The sequence below is a fragment of the Streptomyces sp. NBC_00554 genome (assembly GCF_041431135.1).
Taxonomy (GTDB): Bacteria; Actinomycetota; Actinomycetes; order Streptomycetales; family Streptomycetaceae; genus Streptomyces.
Window position 1 is genome coordinate 4,272,723 of sequence record NZ_CP107799.1, and the last position, 16,592, is coordinate 4,289,314.

The following is a 16,592-nucleotide window of genomic DNA, read 5'->3' on the forward strand; positions in this document are numbered from 1 at the left end:
AGGAGTACTGGCTGGACACGGGGTGCTCCTTGTCGGCCGGGGGCCGGGGCGGGGTGAGGGCGCGAATCCTCATACGGGCCTGGGGGGTGGGGAGTTCAGGTGTGGGGGTTCGGTGGGGCGGGATCGTAGTCCTGCCGAGGTGGGGATCGTGTAAACCGGCTGAGGTGGGGATCGTACGGCGCCGGAGTGTGGGGTTTGTGGGGTTGGAGGGCGGGCGGCGTGCGGGTTACCGGCGGTACTTCCGGGGGGTGGGGGGCGGCTGATTCGGTGCCGGTTCGGCCCTCTTCGGTCTTGGCCTCAACTTGGGCTTACCGCGGGTAACCTTGCGTCGGGGCGAGGTGGCGTCCACCTGTGCTGGGCCAGGACTTTCTTCGCCCCCTCCGCCCCTGCCCGTCCCGTACCTGGGGGCTCCGCCCCCAGACCCCCGTTCGCCCGAAGGGCTCGTCCTCAAACGCCGGACGGGCTGAAATCGAAGGGCCCGTCCTCAAGCACCGCAGGACGGGCTGAAAGATCTCTCCCCGGAGCCCCCGTGCAGAAGCGTGTTCGTGTCGATCTTGCCCGTCTTGCCGCCTATGAGCGGGTGTGTGGGTTCGCCACCGGGGCGGTGGCCATGCCGGTCACGTATCCGCATGTGCTGGCGTTTCCGATGACCGTGCGGGTCATGGCCAGTCGGGCGTTTCCGCTGCCGGTGCTCGGGCTTGTTCATACGTCGACGGAGATGACGCAGCGGCGGGGGCTGCCCGCCGACGGGGAGTACGAGATCAGTGTGTGCGTCGAGGGGTTGGCGGCTCACAGGCGCGGTACGGAGGCGACCGTGGTGACCGAGGCGCGGCTCGCGGGCACCCTCGTATGGGAGTCGAGGAACACCTATCTGGCGCGGCATACGACGGCGGCCGCTCCCGGGCCCCGAGACGACGTCGCGGAACGCACGCCGTTGCCCGCCGTCGCCGAGTGGCGGTTCGCCGGGGACGTCGGGCGGCGGTACGGCGCCGTGTCCCGGGACCGCAACCCCATCCACCTGTATCCGCTCACGGCCCGCCTGTTCGGCTTCGCCCGTCCCATCGCCCACGGCATGTGGACCGTCGCGCGCTGCCTCGCCGAACTCCCGGCCGGCGGTGAATCCCTCACCGTACGGGCGGAGTTCAAGGCACCCGTACGACTCCCGGGAACGGTGACCTACGCGGCCGAAGGCAACCGTTTCGAGCTCCGGGGTGCGATGCAGCGGCTCCATCTCACAGGCGAGGTCCAGCCCGCCCCCATGTGAACAACAGGCTAACAATCAGCGGGAATCGCGACTTGCCGATCTCGCGCACCCCACGTCCTGGGGGGCAAACTCGCAGGTGAGTCACCTAAGTTAAGAAATCGTTCACAGTAAACCCCTAGCTTCCCCAAGGTTCTTTCAAGCCTCCGCTCATTCCACGCTCAGACACCCTTCCTAGCCTCGGTCCACCTGCTGGAACCGCGCCAGGAAGGCTCCCGAGCCATGCCCTCCACCCCCAGACGTATCGCCGTACTCGCCGATTCGGACACCCGCTGGAAGTGGGGCGCCTCCGTCGCACGACAGATCGCTCCGGACCACGCACTCGACGCGTACTTCCTGCGCACCCGGGCCACCCCGACCGAGCGCCAGCTCGCCGAGGTCGGCATCGTGCCGGACACCCAACGCGAGGTCACGGCGGCCGAGTTGGTCGACGACGAGGAGTTCGCGAGCGCCGACATCGTGGTCCTGGCGATCGTCGGCGGTACCGCGCTCGCGCTTGTGCACAGCCTCGGTCTGGCGTGGGAGGCGCGCGCCGAGCGGCCCGTCACCGTCACCGGCTATGTCGGAGTCGTCTACGAGAAGATGGTCGACGGCCTGCTCACCCGCGCCGGCGCCGATGTCGTCCTCGCCAACAGCGCCTACGACACGGGCCGGTTCCGCGATGTCTTCGCGAACGTGGGCGTCGACCCGGACTCCGTCGTCGAGTGCGCGCTGCCGTTCCTCGGCGGCGACCCGTACGCGCCCTCCGGCGACCGCCCCTTCACGCTCACCTTCGCCGTGCAGCCGTCGGTGCCCAAGAGCAGGGACGAACGGCTCTCGCTCCTGGAGCGCGCGGCCGCACACGCCCGACGGCACCCCGAACGCCTCGTCCTGATGAAGCTGCGCAGCCTGCCAGGCGAGCACACGACCCACGTCGAGGCCAACCCGTACCAGGAACTCATCGGGAAGCTGGCCGAGCCGGCCCCGTCCAACCTCCAGCTCGTGTACGGAAACATGGGTGAAGTCCTCGACCGTACGGACCTGTTGGTGACGGTCAGCTCGACGGCGGCGCTGGAGTCGATGCACCGGAACATCCCTACCGCGATCCTCACCGACTTCGGTGTCCGCGAGGCGCACGGCAATCACTACTTCGTGGAATCCGGCTGCCTCACCTCCTGGGACGAGCTCGACGCCGGTGCACGCCCGCGGCCGGACCCGGCGTGGACGGCCGCGCAGGGCATCGGCAAGAGCGACCCGTACGCCGCGACCCGCGCCCGCATCGCCGCGCTGCGCGCCTCGGGTCCGCTGCCGCAGTTGCGGCCGTACTACTCGCCCCAGCGGGCCGGCGCCTATCTGGGCGGCGTGCTGGAGCGCAACGGGTTCGACGAGAAGGGCAGGCCGCTGCCCGTGTCGTCGGGAGCGGGCGACGGCTCCCTGAAATCGGCCGTCCGGGGCGTCACGCGCCGCGGCGCCAAGCGGCTCTACCGCATGGGCTATCAGCGGGTCGCACCCGCGCTCCGGCGCTGGGGGCAGACGTGACCCGCAACGCTCCGGCGGTGCGACAGACATGACCCGCGCCGTCTCCGGCAGAACACCGGGATCCCCAGTGCCCCGCGCCGCCTCTGCCAGAAGCCCGCGACCTCAATGATCCACAACCCCGGGGGAAGACCATGACCCGCACCCTCGCACTCGTCGAGAGCCCCGCCCAGCTCCTCAACCTCCTTGAGTGGGCGCTGGGCGAGCGCGACGGCGCGCCGGATCCCGCCCGGTGCGAGGTGGCGGTCCTGCTGCCCCGCGACGCGACCACGCGCCACCAGCTGGGCGTGATGGCGGAGTTGGCCCGCGCGGAGGGCATCCGGGTCGCTCTGCACGACATCCGCAGGGTTCCTGTCGGCCTTCCGCGCGCCCTGGCGGCGCTCGCGCCGAAGCTGGCCGGGGCGGGGCGTCTGGTGATCGGCGACCCGTTCTCGGGGCTGATCCAGTGGCTGCTGCCGCTTGCCAGGACGCGGGACCTGGTTCTGGTGGACGACGGCACGGCGACCCTGGAGCTCTCCCGCGAGCTGCTCGCGGGGCGCCCGCTCGTCCGCTGGCACCGCACGGGCTCCGCACCGGCGGCGGCCGCCCGCGCCTCGCGCCGGATAACCCCCGGACACGGGCGGCAACTTGAGGTCTTCTCCTGCCTGACGGCCGACCTCAGGCTGCCGCCCGGCGGTATCGCCTCGGCCAACACCTACAGCTGGGCGCGGCAGCGGTACGGGCCGCCGCAGGTCCGCCCCGGCGTCGACGTGATCGGCACCTCGCTCGCCGAGACCGGCCTGATCGACCCCGAGCGGTATGTGCGGGAGATCATCTCCCTCGCCGACGAGGTGAACGCGGAACGCTACTTCGCGCACCGCCGCGAGGACCCGGACAAGCTGCGGCTCATCGCGGAGTACGCCGAGCTGGAAGTCGTACGGCCCGAACTCCCCCTGGAACTCGAACTGTTGAAGGGTCCGGTCGCCGACACCCTGGTCAGCATGCCCTCCACGGTGCTGCACACCCTGCCCCTCGTGCTCGCCGGTACGGGCGTGGAGATCACCGTCTGCGGGGACGTCACCGACTGGCTCGAACCGGACGCGTCCGAGCGGGCGACAGCCTTCCTGGAAGAAGTGATCCGCAAATGACCTGGAAGAGGTAGTGCACAGGTGACCTGGAACAACGATCTGAAGCGGACGGCGAAGTCCGCCTTCGAGAGCTGTACCGGCCTGCGCGTCACCCGTGCGCGCAGGCCCCTCCCCCGCACCACCGAGGCCACGCTCGTCAGACCTCCGGCCGGCCAGGTCGCCGCGAGCGCCCGGCCGCCAGCCCGCCCCGAGACCGACCGGCTGCTGCGCGCACCCGTGTTCGTGCTCTCCGCGCCGCGCTCCGGCTCGACTCTCCTGCGCGTCCTGCTGAACAGCCACTCGCAGCTGCACTCCCCGCACGAGACGCACTTCCGCCGCATCACGGTCCGCTTCACCACCGAGCCCGCGAACCAGGCGATGCAGGCCGCGGGCCACAATCTCGCCGACGTCGAGCACATCCTCTGGGACCGGCTGCTGCACCGCGAACTCGCGCTCAGCGGCAAGGAGTTCCTCGTCGAGAAGACACCGAGCAACGTGTTCGTCTGGAACCGGCTCGCCACCTGCTGGCCGGACGCGCGCTTCGTGTTCCTGATCCGGCATCCGTACTCGATCGCCCGCTCCTGGCACGAGGGTGCCCCCGAGGCGCGGCCCATGGAGGAGGCGGTGCGTCACACCCGCGAGTACATGCGGACCCTGGAACAGGCGAGGCAGCACCTGCCCGGCCACACCATCCGCTACGAGGACCTGACCGCCGACCCCGAATCGGCGACCCGCGCGCTCTGCGAACGTTTCGGCATCCGCTGGGAGCCCACGATGACGGAGTACGGGCGCCACGACCACGGCGAGTTCACCAAGGGCATCGGCGACTGGACGGACAAGATCAAGAGCGGCAGCGTCCAGGCGGGGCGCCCGCTGCCGGAGCCGGGCGAGATCCCGGAGGGCCTGCGGCCGATGGCGAAGGCCTGGGGCTACCTGGACTGAGCGTCCTTGGCGGGCGGTGACCAGGGGCGTCCCTCCATGAGGTCGCCGAGGCCTGCCCAGGCGAAGTTCATCAAGGTCGCTGCCGCCTGTTTCGCCGAGACGCCCGGCGTGGCGTTGGCCCAGGCCGCGAGCGACTCGGCCGCGCCGACCAGGGCCTCAGCGAGCCCGGCGACCTCCGTCTCGGGCAGGGACGGGTCGTGGTGTGCCTCACGGGCCGCGACGACGATCAACCGCGTGACGAACGCGACGAGTTCCTCGCGCATCGCGCCGGCCTCGGCGGCGAACGGTTCGCCGTGCGTACGCGCCTGGAGGTGCAGCACCGACCAGCCGTCGGGGTTCTGCGCGGTGTGCGTGAAGAACGCCCGCAGTCCGTCCCAGAGTTGGCGGTCGGCGGGCAGGTCCGGCTGTACGCCCGCCATGACGGCGCCGGTGAGCGCCTGGGCCTCGCGCCGGATGCAGGCGGTGAAGAGGTCTTCCTTCGAGTTCAGGTACAGGTACACCAACGGCTTGGACACGCCCGCCAGTTCGGCGATCTCGTCCATCGACGCGGCCCGGTACCCCAACTGCCCGAAGGTCCGCACGGCGGCGTCCAGCATCTGCTGTTCCCGTACCGCGCGCGGCATCCGCTTGCTCTTCACAGCACCCATGCGCGCAAGCGTACGGTTTGCCTGCCGGCGGCTGGGCGGGGATACGGTTCGCTGATTCTGAGTCCTGGGCCGGGGTGCCGTTCCTGGGGGCTGCGCCCCCAGACCCCCCTGTCGGCCTGAACGGCCTCGTCCTCAAACGCCGGACGGGCTGAAAGATCTCTACGAAGCCTGGCCCTGCGCGCCGCCGCGGGCCGCGTCGTCTGCGCTGTCCTCCTGGGTGCGGTTCTGGTCCAGGTTGGTCTTGATGCGGTCGACGCGGGCGACGACCTGGGCGGAGGCGCGGTCGCGCTCCTTGCGCAGGACGACGAAGCTGATCGGGGCGGAGATCACCAGGGAGAGCAGGACGATCCACATGTAGTTGGAGTCGCCGAAGCCGCGCGGGGCGAAACCGAGGGAGACAAGGCCCCAGACGACCAGGAGGCAGCCCGCGAAGATCCCCAGACGCATCAGCGTGTAGCGGCCCATGTCAATCCACTCTTCCGATCCGAATCCGTTTGGAACACCCCAAAGGGCACCGTCCAGTGAAGCACGACGGGGCGGCGATCTTGCAGGGGGGCCTCAAGGCGAGGAGGCGCCTCAGGCACGGGACGCGAGCGGCAGCAGCATCGTGATGTCGTCGCGGTCCTCGCCGGGAGCGACCCGGATCGCGCCGGGCACGCGGCCGACCTCCTTGTATCCGCAGGAGGCGTAGAACCGCTCAAGGCCCTCGCCGCCCCGGCAGGTGAGCCGTATCGCCCCGATCCCCTCGAAGCCGGCTCCGGCCTCCTCCGCGGCGGCCAGCAGCTCGCGCCCGTACCCCTTGCCCTGGTGCCTGGGATGCACCATCACCGTGTACAGCCACACCCAGTGCTTCATCAGCCGGTGCGTGTTGAAGCTGAAGAACGCGGTGGCGGCGACGGCGCCGTCCTCGTCGTACCCCACGAGCAGCCGGGTGCGGCCGTCCGATATCGCCGTGAGGTGCTTGAGCCACTCGGGCCGGATGTCCTCGGCGTCCACCGGCGGTACGAAACCGACGGAGCCGCCCGCGTTGGAGACGTCCGCCCACAGGCCGATCACTCCGTCACGGAGCTCCGGACCTATGGGCGGGTCCAGTTGGAAGATCAGTGCCATCGTGCGCGCTCGCTCAGACCCGCATCGGCTGGGGGGACTCGCGGCGCGCCGGGTCGGGACCGTCGTACTCGCGGATGATCTCGTACCGCGTGTTCCGCTCGACCGGGCGGAAGCCGGCGTCGCGGATCAGGTCGAGCAGGTCCTCGCGGGTCAGCTTGTTCGGGGTGCCGTAGTTGTCCGCGTCGTGCGTGATCTTGTACTCGACGACCGAGCCGTCCATGTCGTCGGCGCCGTGCTGGAGGGCGAGCTGCGCGGTCTGGACGCCGTGCATGACCCAGAAGACCTTGACGTGCGGGACGTTGTCGAAGAGCAGCCGGGAGACCGCGAAGGTCTTCAGGGCCTCGGCGCCGGTCGCCATCTGCGTACGCGCCTGGAGGCGGTTACGGACCTTGCCGTCCTTCACGTCCACGAAGTCGTGCTGGTAGCGCAGCGGGATGAAGACCTGGAAACCGCCGGTCTCGTCCTGGAGTTCGCGCAGCCGCAGCACGTGGTCCACGCGGTGGCGGGGCTCCTCGATGTGGCCGTACAGCATCGTGCACGGGGTCTTGAAACCCTTTTCGTGCGCGAGCCGGTGGATGCGCGACCAGTCCTCCCAGTGGGTGCGGTGGTCGACAATGTGCTGCCGGACCTCCCAGTCGAAGATCTCGGCGCCGCCACCGGTGAGGGACTCGAGCCCGGCGTCGATCAGCTCGTCGAGGATCTCGGAGGCGCTGAGCCCGGAGATCGTCTCGAAGTGGTGGATCTCCGTCGCCGTGAAGGCCTTCAGGGAGACGTTCGGGAGGGCCTTCTTCAGTTCGCTGAGCGAGCGCGGGTAGTACCGCCACGGCAGGTTCGGGTGCAGGCCGTTGACGATGTGCAGCTCGGTGAGGTTCTCGCCCTCCATCGTCTTGGCGAGGCGGACGGCCTCCTCGATGCGCATCGTGTACGCGTCCTTCTCACCCGGCTTGCGCTGGAACGAGCAGTACGCGCAGGACGCGGTGCACACGTTCGTCATGTTGAGGTGGCGGTTGACGTTGAAGTGGACGACGTCGCCGTTCTTCCGCATCCGCACCTCGTGGGCGAGCCCGCCCAGCCAGGCCAGGTCGTCCGACTCGTACAGCGCGATGCCGTCCTCGCGGGTCAGCCGCTCACCGGCCCGGACCTTGTCCTCCAGCTCGCGCTTGAGCCCGACATCCATGCGTGTACCTCTCCCTAATGACGATCCGTGTCAACCGTACGCCTAACTGCTCCGCCCTTTTGAAGCAGGCGGCTACTCCTCTTCGGGCAGCTCTCCCACCCGGTTCTCCCACTTCGTGGAGAGCACGATGGTCGTACGGGTCCTGGAGACGCCCTTCGTTCCGGACAGCCGCCGGATGGTCTTCTCCAGGCCGTCCACGTCGCTCGCCCGCACCTTGAGCATGAACGAGTCGTCGCCGGCGATGAACCAGCAGTCCTCGATCTCGCTGAGGTCCTTCATCCGGCGCGCCACGTCCTCGTGGTCGGCGGCGTCGGAGAGCGAGATGCCGATCAGGGCGATGACACCGAGACCGAGTGAGGCCGAGTCGACTGTGGCGCGGTAGCCCGTGATGACACCGGCCGCCTCCAGCCTGTTGATGCGGTCGGTGACACTGGGTCCCGACAGACCGACGAGGCGCCCCAGTTCCGCGTAGGAAGCCCGGCCGTTCTCTCTCAGGGCCTGGATGAGCTGCCTGTCCACCGCGTCCATGCGATCGATAGCCTTCCGCTGAAGAGTTCCTGAAAGTGATGAATGCCCGACATGTCGGGTACTGCTCGGTGCTCAGACGGTGCGCGAACCCCCGCCGAGTTCGCCTTCCCATCGCCGGTACAGGCCGTGCTCGACGCCCGCCGCGTCGAGGATCCGCCCGGCGACGAAGTCCACCAGGTCCTGGATGTGCGTGGCGCCCGCGTAGAACGCCGGTGAGGCGGGCAGTACGGTCGCGCCCGCGTCGTCGAGGGCGACCAGGTGCCGCAGCGTCTGCCCGTTCAGCGGGGTCTCACGGACGGCGACGACCAGCTTGCGGCCCTCCTTGAGCGTGACGCTCGCGGCGCGCTGGAGCAGGTCCTTGGAGAGCCCGAGGGCGACCCCGGCCACGCAGGCGGTGGAGGCGGGCACGATGAGCATGCCCTTCACGGGGTACGAGCCGGAGGACGGCCCCGCCGCCAGGTCCCCGGCACTCCAGTGACGTACGGCGTCCATCCGTCCCTCGAAAGCGCTGAAGGCGCCCGGCTTGCCGTCGGCGCCCCTGGCCAGCCACTCGCGCAGGTCCTGCTGCCAGTGGGCGTCCCGGAAGGCGATCCCCGTCTCGTCGAGCAGGGTGAGCCGGGAGGCGCGGGAGACCACGAGGTCCACGCTCTCCCCCGCATCCAGAAGCGCACGCAGGACGGCAGCGGCGTACGGGGTACCGGACGCGCCCGACACCCCCACGATCCAAGGCCGGCGCTGCGTCTGTCCTGGGTTCATGGTGCCGAGCCTATCCGGCATGGTGGGGTGGGAACCGGCCAAGGGGGCCGGAGCGTTCCCCGGAGGGGACGAGTTGACCGTGGGGGTCGCCATGTCGGGTACAGGGTCGGGCACGAGGCAGGGTGCGGAACTCGCGTGGACGCGGGGCGGCCGGGCGCAGGCCGCCGCCAAGCTGATGGTGGGCTGGGTGGCCCTGCTGTGGCTGCTCGAAGTCGTGGACGTGGTCAGCGGCCACGCCCTTGACGGCCTCGGGATCATGCCGCGCCAGGCCTCCGAGCTGGTCGACATCGTGCCCGCCGCCTTCATCCATTTCGGCTTCGCCCATGTCGCCGCCAACAGCGTGCCGCTGCTTGTCCTCGGCTTCCTCGCGGCCCTCGGCGGGCTGCGCCGGTTCGCCGCGGTCTGCGCGATGATCATCGTCGCGGACGGTCTGGGCGTGTGGCTCATAGCCCCGGCGAACAGCAACACGGCGGGCGCCTCCGGGCTGATCTTCGGCCTTTTCGGCTTCCTTCTGGTCACCGGCTTCATCGAGCGCCGCCCGCTGGGCATCCTCGTCGGCCTGCTGGTCGGCGCGGTCTGGGGCAGCTCGATGCTGATGGGCCTCGCCCCGACACAGACGGGCGTCAGCTGGCAGGGCCATCTCATCGGCCTGATATCGGGGGTGGCGGCGGCGTTCCTGTTCCGCCGCCGGGCCACCACCGCGCCCGCGCCTATACGGTGAGCCCGCGCACCAGCAGATCGAGCAGGGCGCAGGCGAACAGCGCGATGCCGATGAACCCGTTGACGCTGAAGAACGCGCGGTTCAGGCGGGACAGGTCGTGCGGTTTGACGATGGAGTGCTCGTAGAGGAAGGCACCCGCGACGACCACCAGGCCGACCCAGAAAAACGTTCCGGCGTCGGTGGCCAGGGCGTACCAGACGAACAGCGCCGTGGTGACGGTGTGGCAGACGCGCGCGCCCCAGACGGCCGCGGGGATCCCGAACCGCGCCGGCACCGACATCACACCGACCTCGCGGTCCGTCTCGACGTCCTGGCAGGCGTAGATCAGGTCGAAGCCGCCGATCCAGATGCCGACGGCGAGCCCGAGGATGACCGCGTCCCAGGACCACTCGCCGGTGATCGCCAGCCAGCCGCCGATCGGGCCCATCGCCTGGGCGAGACCGAGGATGGCCTGCGGGAAGTTAGTGAACCGCTTGCCGTACGGGTAGACGACCATCGGGATGACCGCGATGGGCGCGAGGGCCAGGCACAGGGGGTTGAGCAGGGCCGCGGCGCCGAGGAAGAAGACGAGGGCGACCAGCGCCCCGGTCCAGGCGTGCTTCACGGTCATCGCGCCGGTGACCAGCTCGCGATGGGCCGTACGGGGATTGCGGGCGTCGATCTCGCGGTCGATGATCCGGTTCGCGGCCATGGCGAACGTACGCAGCCCGACCATCGCGATGGTGACGAGCAGCAGCCGTCCCCAGTGGATGTTCTCGTCCAGCTGGAACATCGCGGTCAGCGCGGCGATGTAGGCGAAGGGCAGCGCGAAGACCGAGTGCTCGATCATGACGAGGCGCAGGAACGCCTTGGTGCGGCCCGGCTGCGGGAGCGCTGCGGAAGCTGAACTCACAGTCCGTTCTCCCTCACGCTGTTCAGAGACCTCACGAGCCGTACCCCTTCACGCTGTTCAAGCACCCTCACAAGCCGCGCCTGTTCACACTTGCTCAAGCACCTCACAAGCCGCACCTGTTCACGCTGTTCAAGCCCCTCACAAGCCGTACTCCTTCCAGCGGCGGTCGACCGTCGCCGCCGTCTCCGGGTCGGAGAGCACCATCTCGGGCCAGCCCCCGTCCCGGGTGTAGCCCTCCTCGGGCCACTTCCTCGTCGCGTCGATGCCCGCCTTGCCTCCCCAGAACTGCTGGTAGGAGGCGTGGTCGAGGTGGTCGACCGGGCCTTCGACGACGGTGAGGTCGCGGGCGTAGTCCGTGTTGCCGAGGGCCCGCCACGCGACCTCGTGCAGATCGTGGACGTCGCAGTCGGAGTCGACCACCACGATCAGCTTGGTGAGGGACATCATGTGCGCCCCCCACACAGCGTGCATCACCTTCTGGGCGTGCTTGGGGTATTTCTTGTCGATCGCGACGATCGCGCAGTTGTGGAAACCCCCTGCTTCGGGGAGGTGGTAGTCCACGATGTCCGGCACGATGATCTTGAGGAGGGGGAGGAAGAACCGCTCCGTCGCCCGGCCCAGGGGTCCGTCCTCCGTCGGAGGGCGGCCTACGACGATCGACTGGATCAGCGGTCGCTTCCGCATCGTCACGCAGTCGATGGTCAGCGCCGGGAACGGCTCCTGCGGCGTGTAGAACCCGGTGTGGTCGCCGAACGGCCCCTCCGGGAGCATCTCGCCCGGCTCCAGCCACCCTTCGAGTACGACCTCGGCGTTGGCGGGCACCTGCAGCGGCACCGTCTTGCAGTCGACCATCTCGATGCGCTTGCCCTGGATGAACCCGGCGAAGAGGTACTCGTCGATGTCACCGGGCAGCGGGGCGGTCGAGGCGTACGTCACGGCGGGCGGACACCCGAAGGCGATGGCGACCGGCAGCCGCTCACCCTTGCGGGCCGCCACCTGGTAGTGGTTCCGGCTGTCCTTGTGGATCTGCCAGTGCATGCCGATCGTGCGCTTGTCGTGGCGCTGGAGGCGGTAGAGCCCGAGGTTGCGGATGCCGGACTCGGGGTCCTTGGTGTGGGTGAGGCCCAGGTTGAAGAAGGACCCGCCGTCCTGCGGCCAGGTGAACAGCGCCGGAAGCTGGTCCAGGTCCACGTCCTCACCCCGGAGCACGACCTCCTGAACCGGCGCCTCCTTGACCTTCTTCGGCGGTACGTGGGTCATCGCGCCGAGCTTCCCGAAGGCCTCGCGCACCCCGACGAAGCCGTGCGGCAGCTCGGGCTTGAGCAGCCCGCCGATCTTCTCGGAGATGTCGCCGTACGACTTCAGCCCCAGGGCCTTCAGCAGTCGCCGGTCGGTCCCGAACACGTTCATCGCGAGCGGCATCGCGGACCCGCGCACGTTCTCGAAGAGCAGCGCCGGGCCCTGCGCCTTCTGCACCCGGTCGACGATCTCCCCGACTTCCAGATACGGATCCACCTCGGCCTTGATGCGCTTGAGGTCGCCCTCACGCTCCAGGGCCCGCAACAGGGAGCGAAGATCGTCATAAGCCATGTCTCCAAGTATCGGCCACCCGCTAACCTGTGCCCGTCACCGGGGCCCTTTCGCCGCCCCGCCGCCGCTCACTGAGGGATCGCCCGCCCATGCTCAGGTATCTGCCCTTCCTGCTGGTCCTGGCGCTGTGGATCTACGCCTTCATCGACTGCCTGAACACCCCGGAGAAGGAAGTCCGGGGCCTGCCGAAGGTGGTGTGGGTGATCATCATCCTGCTCTTCGGCGAGGTGCTGGTCGGCCCGGTCGCCTGGCTGGTGGCGGGCAGGCCGCGTAAGACGCCCGCGAACGGCGCCGCGCCCTCCACGTGGCGCCGCGACCAGCGCACGGGGTTCGTCGCGCCCGACGACAACCCCGAGTTCCTCAAGTCCCTCAAGTCCGACAAGGACGGTGGCGAGGACGACGAGGCGCTCCTCAAGAAGTGGGAGGCAGACCTCCAGCGCCGCGAGGAGGAGCTGAAGCGGCGCGAGCGCGACGACGAGGTCTGAGTCCACCGTGGCCGACATGGAACTGCGGCTGCTCGTCACCTTCGAGAAGGTCGCGACCGGGCTGAGTTTCACGCAGGCCGCCGCCGAGCTGAAGTACGCGCAGTCCAGCGTGACCAGTCAGGTCCGTGCCCTGGAGTCCTCGCTCGGGGCCGAGCTCTTCGACCGGCTGGGGAGCAGGATCCGGCTGACCGAGGCGGGTGAACGGCTCCTCCCGTACGCCCGTCAGATCATCGAGCTGGCCGAGGAGGCGCGGGCGGCGGTCGTCGGCGCCGGGGAGCCGAGCGGCGCGCTCACCGTCGGCACGATGGAGTCGCTGACCGCGTACCGGCTGCTGCCCCTCCTCGAACTGTTCCACCACCGCTATCCGGGCGTCCGGCTCTCGCTGCGCACGACCATCGGCGACGAGACGCGGCAGGCGCTCCGGCAGGGCACGTACGACGTGGGCTTCCTGATGGAGCGGGAGACCGAGCATGCGGGCCTCGAGACGGCGGTGCTCGCGGTCGAGCCGCTGACGCTCGTCGCGGCGCCGGGCCATCGGCTCGCCAACACGCCTGTGGTCACCGCGGATCTCGTACGGGAGTCCCTGCTCGCCACCGAACCGGGCTGCGCCTACCGGGACTTGTTCGAGCTGGAGCTCAACTCCCTTGGGCAGGTCGCCTTCACGGAGTTCGGCACGATCGAGGCGACCAAGCGTGCCGCGGCGGCCGGCCTCGGGATCGCACTCCTGCCCGAGGTGACGGTCGCCGCGGAGCTGGCGGACGGCAGTCTTGTCCGGCTGCCGTGGGAGGTGCCGTTCACACTTCGGACGCAGCTGGCGTGGCGGGCCGGGAAGCGGCTTCCGGCGCATGTGCGGCTGTTCGTGGAGCAGGCACGGCGGCTGGTGCGGGAGCAGTCGTCGGGCGCGTGACCTGCACGGGCTTGGTAAGCGTGACCTTCAGGCTGGCCGCCACGATCAGCGGGACGCCCAACGCCTGGACGAGGCCGATGTGGTGGCCGTACACCGCCCAGTCGGCGACCATCGCGACCGCCGGGTAGGTGAAGGCGAGTACGGCGATCTTCGCGGTCGGCAGTTTGGCGTACGCGGAGTACATGAGGACGTACATCAGGCCCGTGTGGATGAGTCCGAGTCCGACCAGCCAGCCCCATCCGGCGCCGGTCCCGCTCATCGCGCCGAAGTCGGCGAAGGGGAGCAACAGCGGGATTCCTACGAGGACTTGGACGAGGGCGATGAGGTGGGGGCGTACGCCGGTGATGCGCTTGGTCACGAGGGTGGAGAGGCCGTAGAGGAGGGCGGCGAGGAGCGCCTGGCCGATGCCGAGGAGGTAGGTGGTGTCTCCGCCGGTGAAGTCCGCGGGGCGGATTCCCGAGACCAGGATCAGGCCGGCGAAGGCGACGACGATCCAGCCCGCCTTCGCCGTGGTGAGGCGCTCGCGGAAGAGGAGGGCGCCCAGCAGGACCACGTAGAACGGCTGGGTGTGGTAGACGACGGTCGCGACCGAGATCGAGGTGTTCTCGTACGACTGGAAGAGCAGGACCCAGTTGAAGACGATGAACACCCCGCCGAGTACGGCGAGTCCGAGCTTTCGAGGGGTGAAGCCGTGTCCGCGGAACCAGCCGCGGGCGACGACATACGCGCCCAGCGCCAGGGCGCCGAAGAGGACGCGGAAGAAGACGACGTTGAAGGGGGAGGCGCCGGACTCGACGACGAAGATGCCGAGGGTGCCGGAGAGGACCATGGCGGCGGTCAGTTGGGCGGTGCCCTTGTTCTCGAGGGTGCTTTTCGAGGTCATGGGCTGAACGTACGAGCGGGGGTCCCGGCCGGTCCACGAGCCAGTGGGGCGTCCTGCCGATGGGGGGATCGGCAGGACCGATGGCGCGTCGGATCAGGCAAGACCCAGCCGGGTGATCTCCCGTCCCGCGGAGCGGTCCATCACCATCCGCAGGCCGGCCCCACGGGTCCTGTCGTAGGCGGCCACGTCCACGACGCCGAGCTGGAACCAGACCGCTTTGGCGCCGATCGTCACAGCCTGGTCGGCGATGTCGCCGGCCAGGGCGGAGTTGACGAACACGTTCACCACGTCCACCGGGAAAGGGATGTCCGCGAGTGAGGCGTAGCCCTGCTCGCCGTGCACCGCCTCGGCCTTGGGGTGCACGGGCACCACCTTCTTGCCGATGCGCTGCAGCTTCTCGGCCACGCGGTAGGCGGCCCGGTCGGGGTTGCCGGACAGACCGACCACAGCCCAGATATCTCCGGCGCTTGTGAGGATGTCCCTGATCGTCGCGTCGTCGCCATAGGTCATCGCCACAGGATGGCATACAGAATCCAATATGGCGATGGCCCCGCGCATGATCGAGCGCGGGGCCGCCGTGGCCGATACGGCACCGGGTCCGGTACAAGGTGTACGCCCGCATGCCCCCCGAAACGGACAATGCGCCTCTGCCCCGCGGCGGCCCGGCCCCGGACACTTACGGTGCATGACGACCGCTCCCGCCAGTTCAGCACCAGCCCTCGCCCCCGAGTACGGCGACAAAGTCATCGCCGTCGAGACGGCGGGCTCGGAACCGATCCCCGACTCCGAACGGCACGGCAACCCGCTCCAGTTGCTGTGGACGTGGGCCTCCCCGAACATCGAGTTCGCGACCGTCTACATCGGCGTGATCTCCGTCCTCTTCTTCGGCCTGAACTTCTGGCAGGCGGCCGCGGCGCTGCTGCTCGGCACCGCGCTGGGCTCGCTGACGCAGGGGATCCTGTCGCTGGACGGGCCGCGGTTCGGCGTACCGCAGATGGCGATCGGCCGCTTCGCCTTCGGTTACCGGGGCAACCTGCTGCCGTCGGGTGTGAACGCGCTGGTCGCGGGTGTCGGCTGGTTCGCCGTGAACAGTGTGAGCGCGGCTTTCGCGCTGAACACGCTGACGGACCTGCGTCCGCTTCCCTCGCTGTTGATAGTGGTGGCGGCCGAGATCGTGATCGGCTTCATCGGCCACAACTTCGTGCACGCCTTCGAGAAGTACGCGTTCCCCGTGCTCGCGGTCGTCTTCCTGCTGGCCGGCGCCTGGACCTTCAAGGAGGCCGACCTCCGCGGGGCCGGCGCGGGCGGCGGCATCGGCGGCTTCCTGCTCGCCTTCAGCACGGCCTGGGGTTACACGGCCGGCTGGAACCCGGGCGCCTCCGACTACTCGCGCTACCTCCCGCGCACGGCAAACCGCTTCAAGACCGCGCTCTACCCCGCCGTGGGCCTCTTCGTGTCGATCGCGGTCGTCTCCCTGATCGGCGCGGCCTCGGCGACGATCGTGGCCCCCGAGGGCGCGACCCCGACGGCCGCCTTCACCGGCCATCTCCCGTCCTGGCTCAGCAACTTGGTGCTCCTCGCCATCATCCTGGGCGCGGTCTCGGCGAACGCCCTCAACGTCTACTCCTCCGCCATGTCGGTCACCTCACTGGGCCTGCGGCTGCCGGCCTGGCTGGGCCGCAGCGCGCTGGTGGTCCTGTCGGGCCTGGCGGGTACGGCGGCGGCCTGGGCGTCACTCGCCGACGCGGGGCACGCGTACGAGGCGTTCCTGCTGGTCATCGCGTACTGGGTGGGCCCGTGGCTGGGCGTGGTGCTGGTCGAGCGCTGGATGCGCTCGCACACCCCGGCCGAGGAACTGACCCCCAGGCTGGGCGACCGCTCCTACACCAACTGGCCCGGCATGGCCGCCCTGTTGACCGGCATCGCGGTGTCCGTCCCACTCTTCTCCAACCAGGAGAAGTACGTGGGGTGGGTGCCCGAGCAGTGGCCGGCCTTCGGAGACATCACCTGTCTCGTCGGGTTCGTGGTGAGCGCGGGGCTGTATGCGGGGCTGCGGCGCCGGTCGGCCTAGG

The 16,592-nt window shown here is 69.5% G+C and carries 18 protein-coding genes; 8 read left to right on the top strand and 10 right to left on the bottom strand.

Translation table 11 applies throughout. The annotated features are described in order from the left end of the window. Positions 1-349: 349 nt before the first annotated feature. From OG266_RS18510 to OG266_RS18525, 4 genes are all read left to right on the top strand, one after another. Entirely contained in the window at positions 350-1,264 is a 915-nt protein-coding gene (locus OG266_RS18510) for a MaoC/PaaZ C-terminal domain-containing protein (protein WP_371552856.1), read from the top strand. 219 nt (positions 1,265-1,483) lie between these two features. Next, a complete protein-coding gene (locus OG266_RS18515) occupies positions 1,484-2,779 on the top strand; it encodes a DUF6716 putative glycosyltransferase (protein ID WP_371546997.1) in 1,296 nt (431 codons plus the stop codon). Positions 2,780-2,910: 131 nt separating this feature from the next. After that, the gene (locus OG266_RS18520) at positions 2,911-3,903 is read left to right on the top strand and encodes a hypothetical protein (protein ID WP_371546999.1); all 993 of its coding nucleotides are present in this window, start codon (positions 2,911-2,913) and stop codon (positions 3,901-3,903) included. 21 nt (positions 3,904-3,924) lie between these two features. Beyond that, the gene (locus OG266_RS18525; protein WP_371547002.1) at positions 3,925-4,824 is read left to right on the top strand and encodes a sulfotransferase; all 900 of its coding nucleotides are present in this window, start codon (positions 3,925-3,927) and stop codon (positions 4,822-4,824) included. On the opposite strand, the gene OG266_RS18530 is transcribed toward OG266_RS18525, so the two are convergent. The 6 genes from OG266_RS18530 to OG266_RS18555 all read right to left on the bottom strand — a co-directional run bounded on the left by OG266_RS18530 (position 4,812) and on the right by OG266_RS18555 (position 9,042). After that, positions 4,812-5,471: a TetR/AcrR family transcriptional regulator gene (locus OG266_RS18530; RefSeq protein WP_371547005.1), complete on the bottom strand. Its 660-nt coding sequence runs from the start codon at positions 5,469-5,471 to the stop codon at positions 4,812-4,814. The genes OG266_RS18525 and OG266_RS18530 overlap by 13 nt on opposite strands. Before the next feature lie 159 nt (positions 5,472-5,630). Continuing rightward, positions 5,631-5,936, bottom strand: coding sequence for a DUF4229 domain-containing protein (locus tag OG266_RS18535; protein ID WP_266456541.1), 306 nt, complete (start codon positions 5,934-5,936; stop codon positions 5,631-5,633). A gap of 111 nt (positions 5,937-6,047) precedes the next feature. Then, positions 6,048-6,581: a GNAT family N-acetyltransferase gene (locus OG266_RS18540; protein ID WP_266456543.1), complete on the bottom strand. Its 534-nt coding sequence runs from the start codon at positions 6,579-6,581 to the stop codon at positions 6,048-6,050. 13 nt (positions 6,582-6,594) lie between these two features. Beyond that, the gene (mqnE, locus tag OG266_RS18545) at positions 6,595-7,758 is read right to left on the bottom strand and encodes an aminofutalosine synthase MqnE (RefSeq protein ID WP_371547010.1); all 1,164 of its coding nucleotides are present in this window, start codon (positions 7,756-7,758) and stop codon (positions 6,595-6,597) included. A 72-nt stretch (positions 7,759-7,830) separates the two neighbouring features. Continuing rightward, the gene (locus tag OG266_RS18550) at positions 7,831-8,286 is read right to left on the bottom strand and encodes an Lrp/AsnC family transcriptional regulator (RefSeq protein ID WP_266456547.1); all 456 of its coding nucleotides are present in this window, start codon (positions 8,284-8,286) and stop codon (positions 7,831-7,833) included. Positions 8,287-8,358: 72 nt separating this feature from the next. After that, positions 8,359-9,042 carry a UbiX family flavin prenyltransferase gene (locus OG266_RS18555; RefSeq protein ID WP_371547012.1) on the bottom strand — a complete coding sequence of 228 codons (684 nt, stop codon included), beginning with the start codon at positions 9,040-9,042 and terminating at the stop codon, positions 8,359-8,361. A 91-nt stretch (positions 9,043-9,133) separates the two neighbouring features. On the opposite strand from OG266_RS18555, the gene OG266_RS18560 reads away from it, so the two are divergent. After that, positions 9,134-9,763, top strand: a complete 630-nt coding sequence (locus tag OG266_RS18560; RefSeq protein WP_371547014.1) for a rhomboid family intramembrane serine protease — start codon at positions 9,134-9,136, stop codon at positions 9,761-9,763. On the opposite strand, the gene mqnP is transcribed toward OG266_RS18560, so the two are convergent. Next, positions 9,753-10,655 (bottom strand): menaquinone biosynthesis prenyltransferase MqnP, encoded by a 903-nt coding sequence (mqnP, locus tag OG266_RS18565; protein ID WP_266456552.1) that lies wholly within the window; start codon positions 10,653-10,655, stop codon positions 9,753-9,755. The genes OG266_RS18560 and mqnP overlap by 11 nt on opposite strands. A gap of 138 nt (positions 10,656-10,793) precedes the next feature. Beyond that, positions 10,794-12,245 carry a menaquinone biosynthesis decarboxylase gene (locus OG266_RS18570; RefSeq protein ID WP_266456554.1) on the bottom strand — a complete coding sequence of 484 codons (1,452 nt, stop codon included), beginning with the start codon at positions 12,243-12,245 and terminating at the stop codon, positions 10,794-10,796. Between the two features lie 89 nt (positions 12,246-12,334). Between OG266_RS18570 and OG266_RS18575 the strand changes: the two genes are divergently transcribed. Further along, on the top strand, positions 12,335-12,730 hold the full coding sequence (locus OG266_RS18575) for a PLD nuclease N-terminal domain-containing protein (RefSeq protein WP_371547018.1): 396 nt from the start codon (positions 12,335-12,337) through the stop codon (positions 12,728-12,730). A gap of 16 nt (positions 12,731-12,746) precedes the next feature. Beyond that, the gene (locus tag OG266_RS18580; protein ID WP_371552858.1) at positions 12,747-13,637 is read left to right on the top strand and encodes a LysR family transcriptional regulator; all 891 of its coding nucleotides are present in this window, start codon (positions 12,747-12,749) and stop codon (positions 13,635-13,637) included. On the opposite strand, the gene OG266_RS18585 is transcribed toward OG266_RS18580, so the two are convergent. Together OG266_RS18585 and OG266_RS18590 are read right to left on the bottom strand one after the other, a co-directional pair. Then, a complete protein-coding gene (locus OG266_RS18585; RefSeq protein ID WP_371547021.1) occupies positions 13,525-14,520 on the bottom strand; it encodes a DMT family transporter in 996 nt (331 codons plus the stop codon). The two genes, OG266_RS18580 and OG266_RS18585, sit on opposite strands and share 113 nt — an antisense overlap. Positions 14,521-14,613: 93 nt before the next feature. Then, the gene (locus OG266_RS18590; protein ID WP_371547024.1) at positions 14,614-15,030 is read right to left on the bottom strand and encodes a CoA-binding protein; all 417 of its coding nucleotides are present in this window, start codon (positions 15,028-15,030) and stop codon (positions 14,614-14,616) included. Between the two features lie 175 nt (positions 15,031-15,205). Between OG266_RS18590 and OG266_RS18595 the strand changes: the two genes are divergently transcribed. Continuing rightward, complete coding sequence (locus OG266_RS18595) at positions 15,206-16,591, top strand: cytosine permease (protein WP_371547026.1); 1,386 nt, start codon at positions 15,206-15,208, stop codon at positions 16,589-16,591. The last annotated feature ends 1 nt before the right edge of the window (position 16,592 follow it).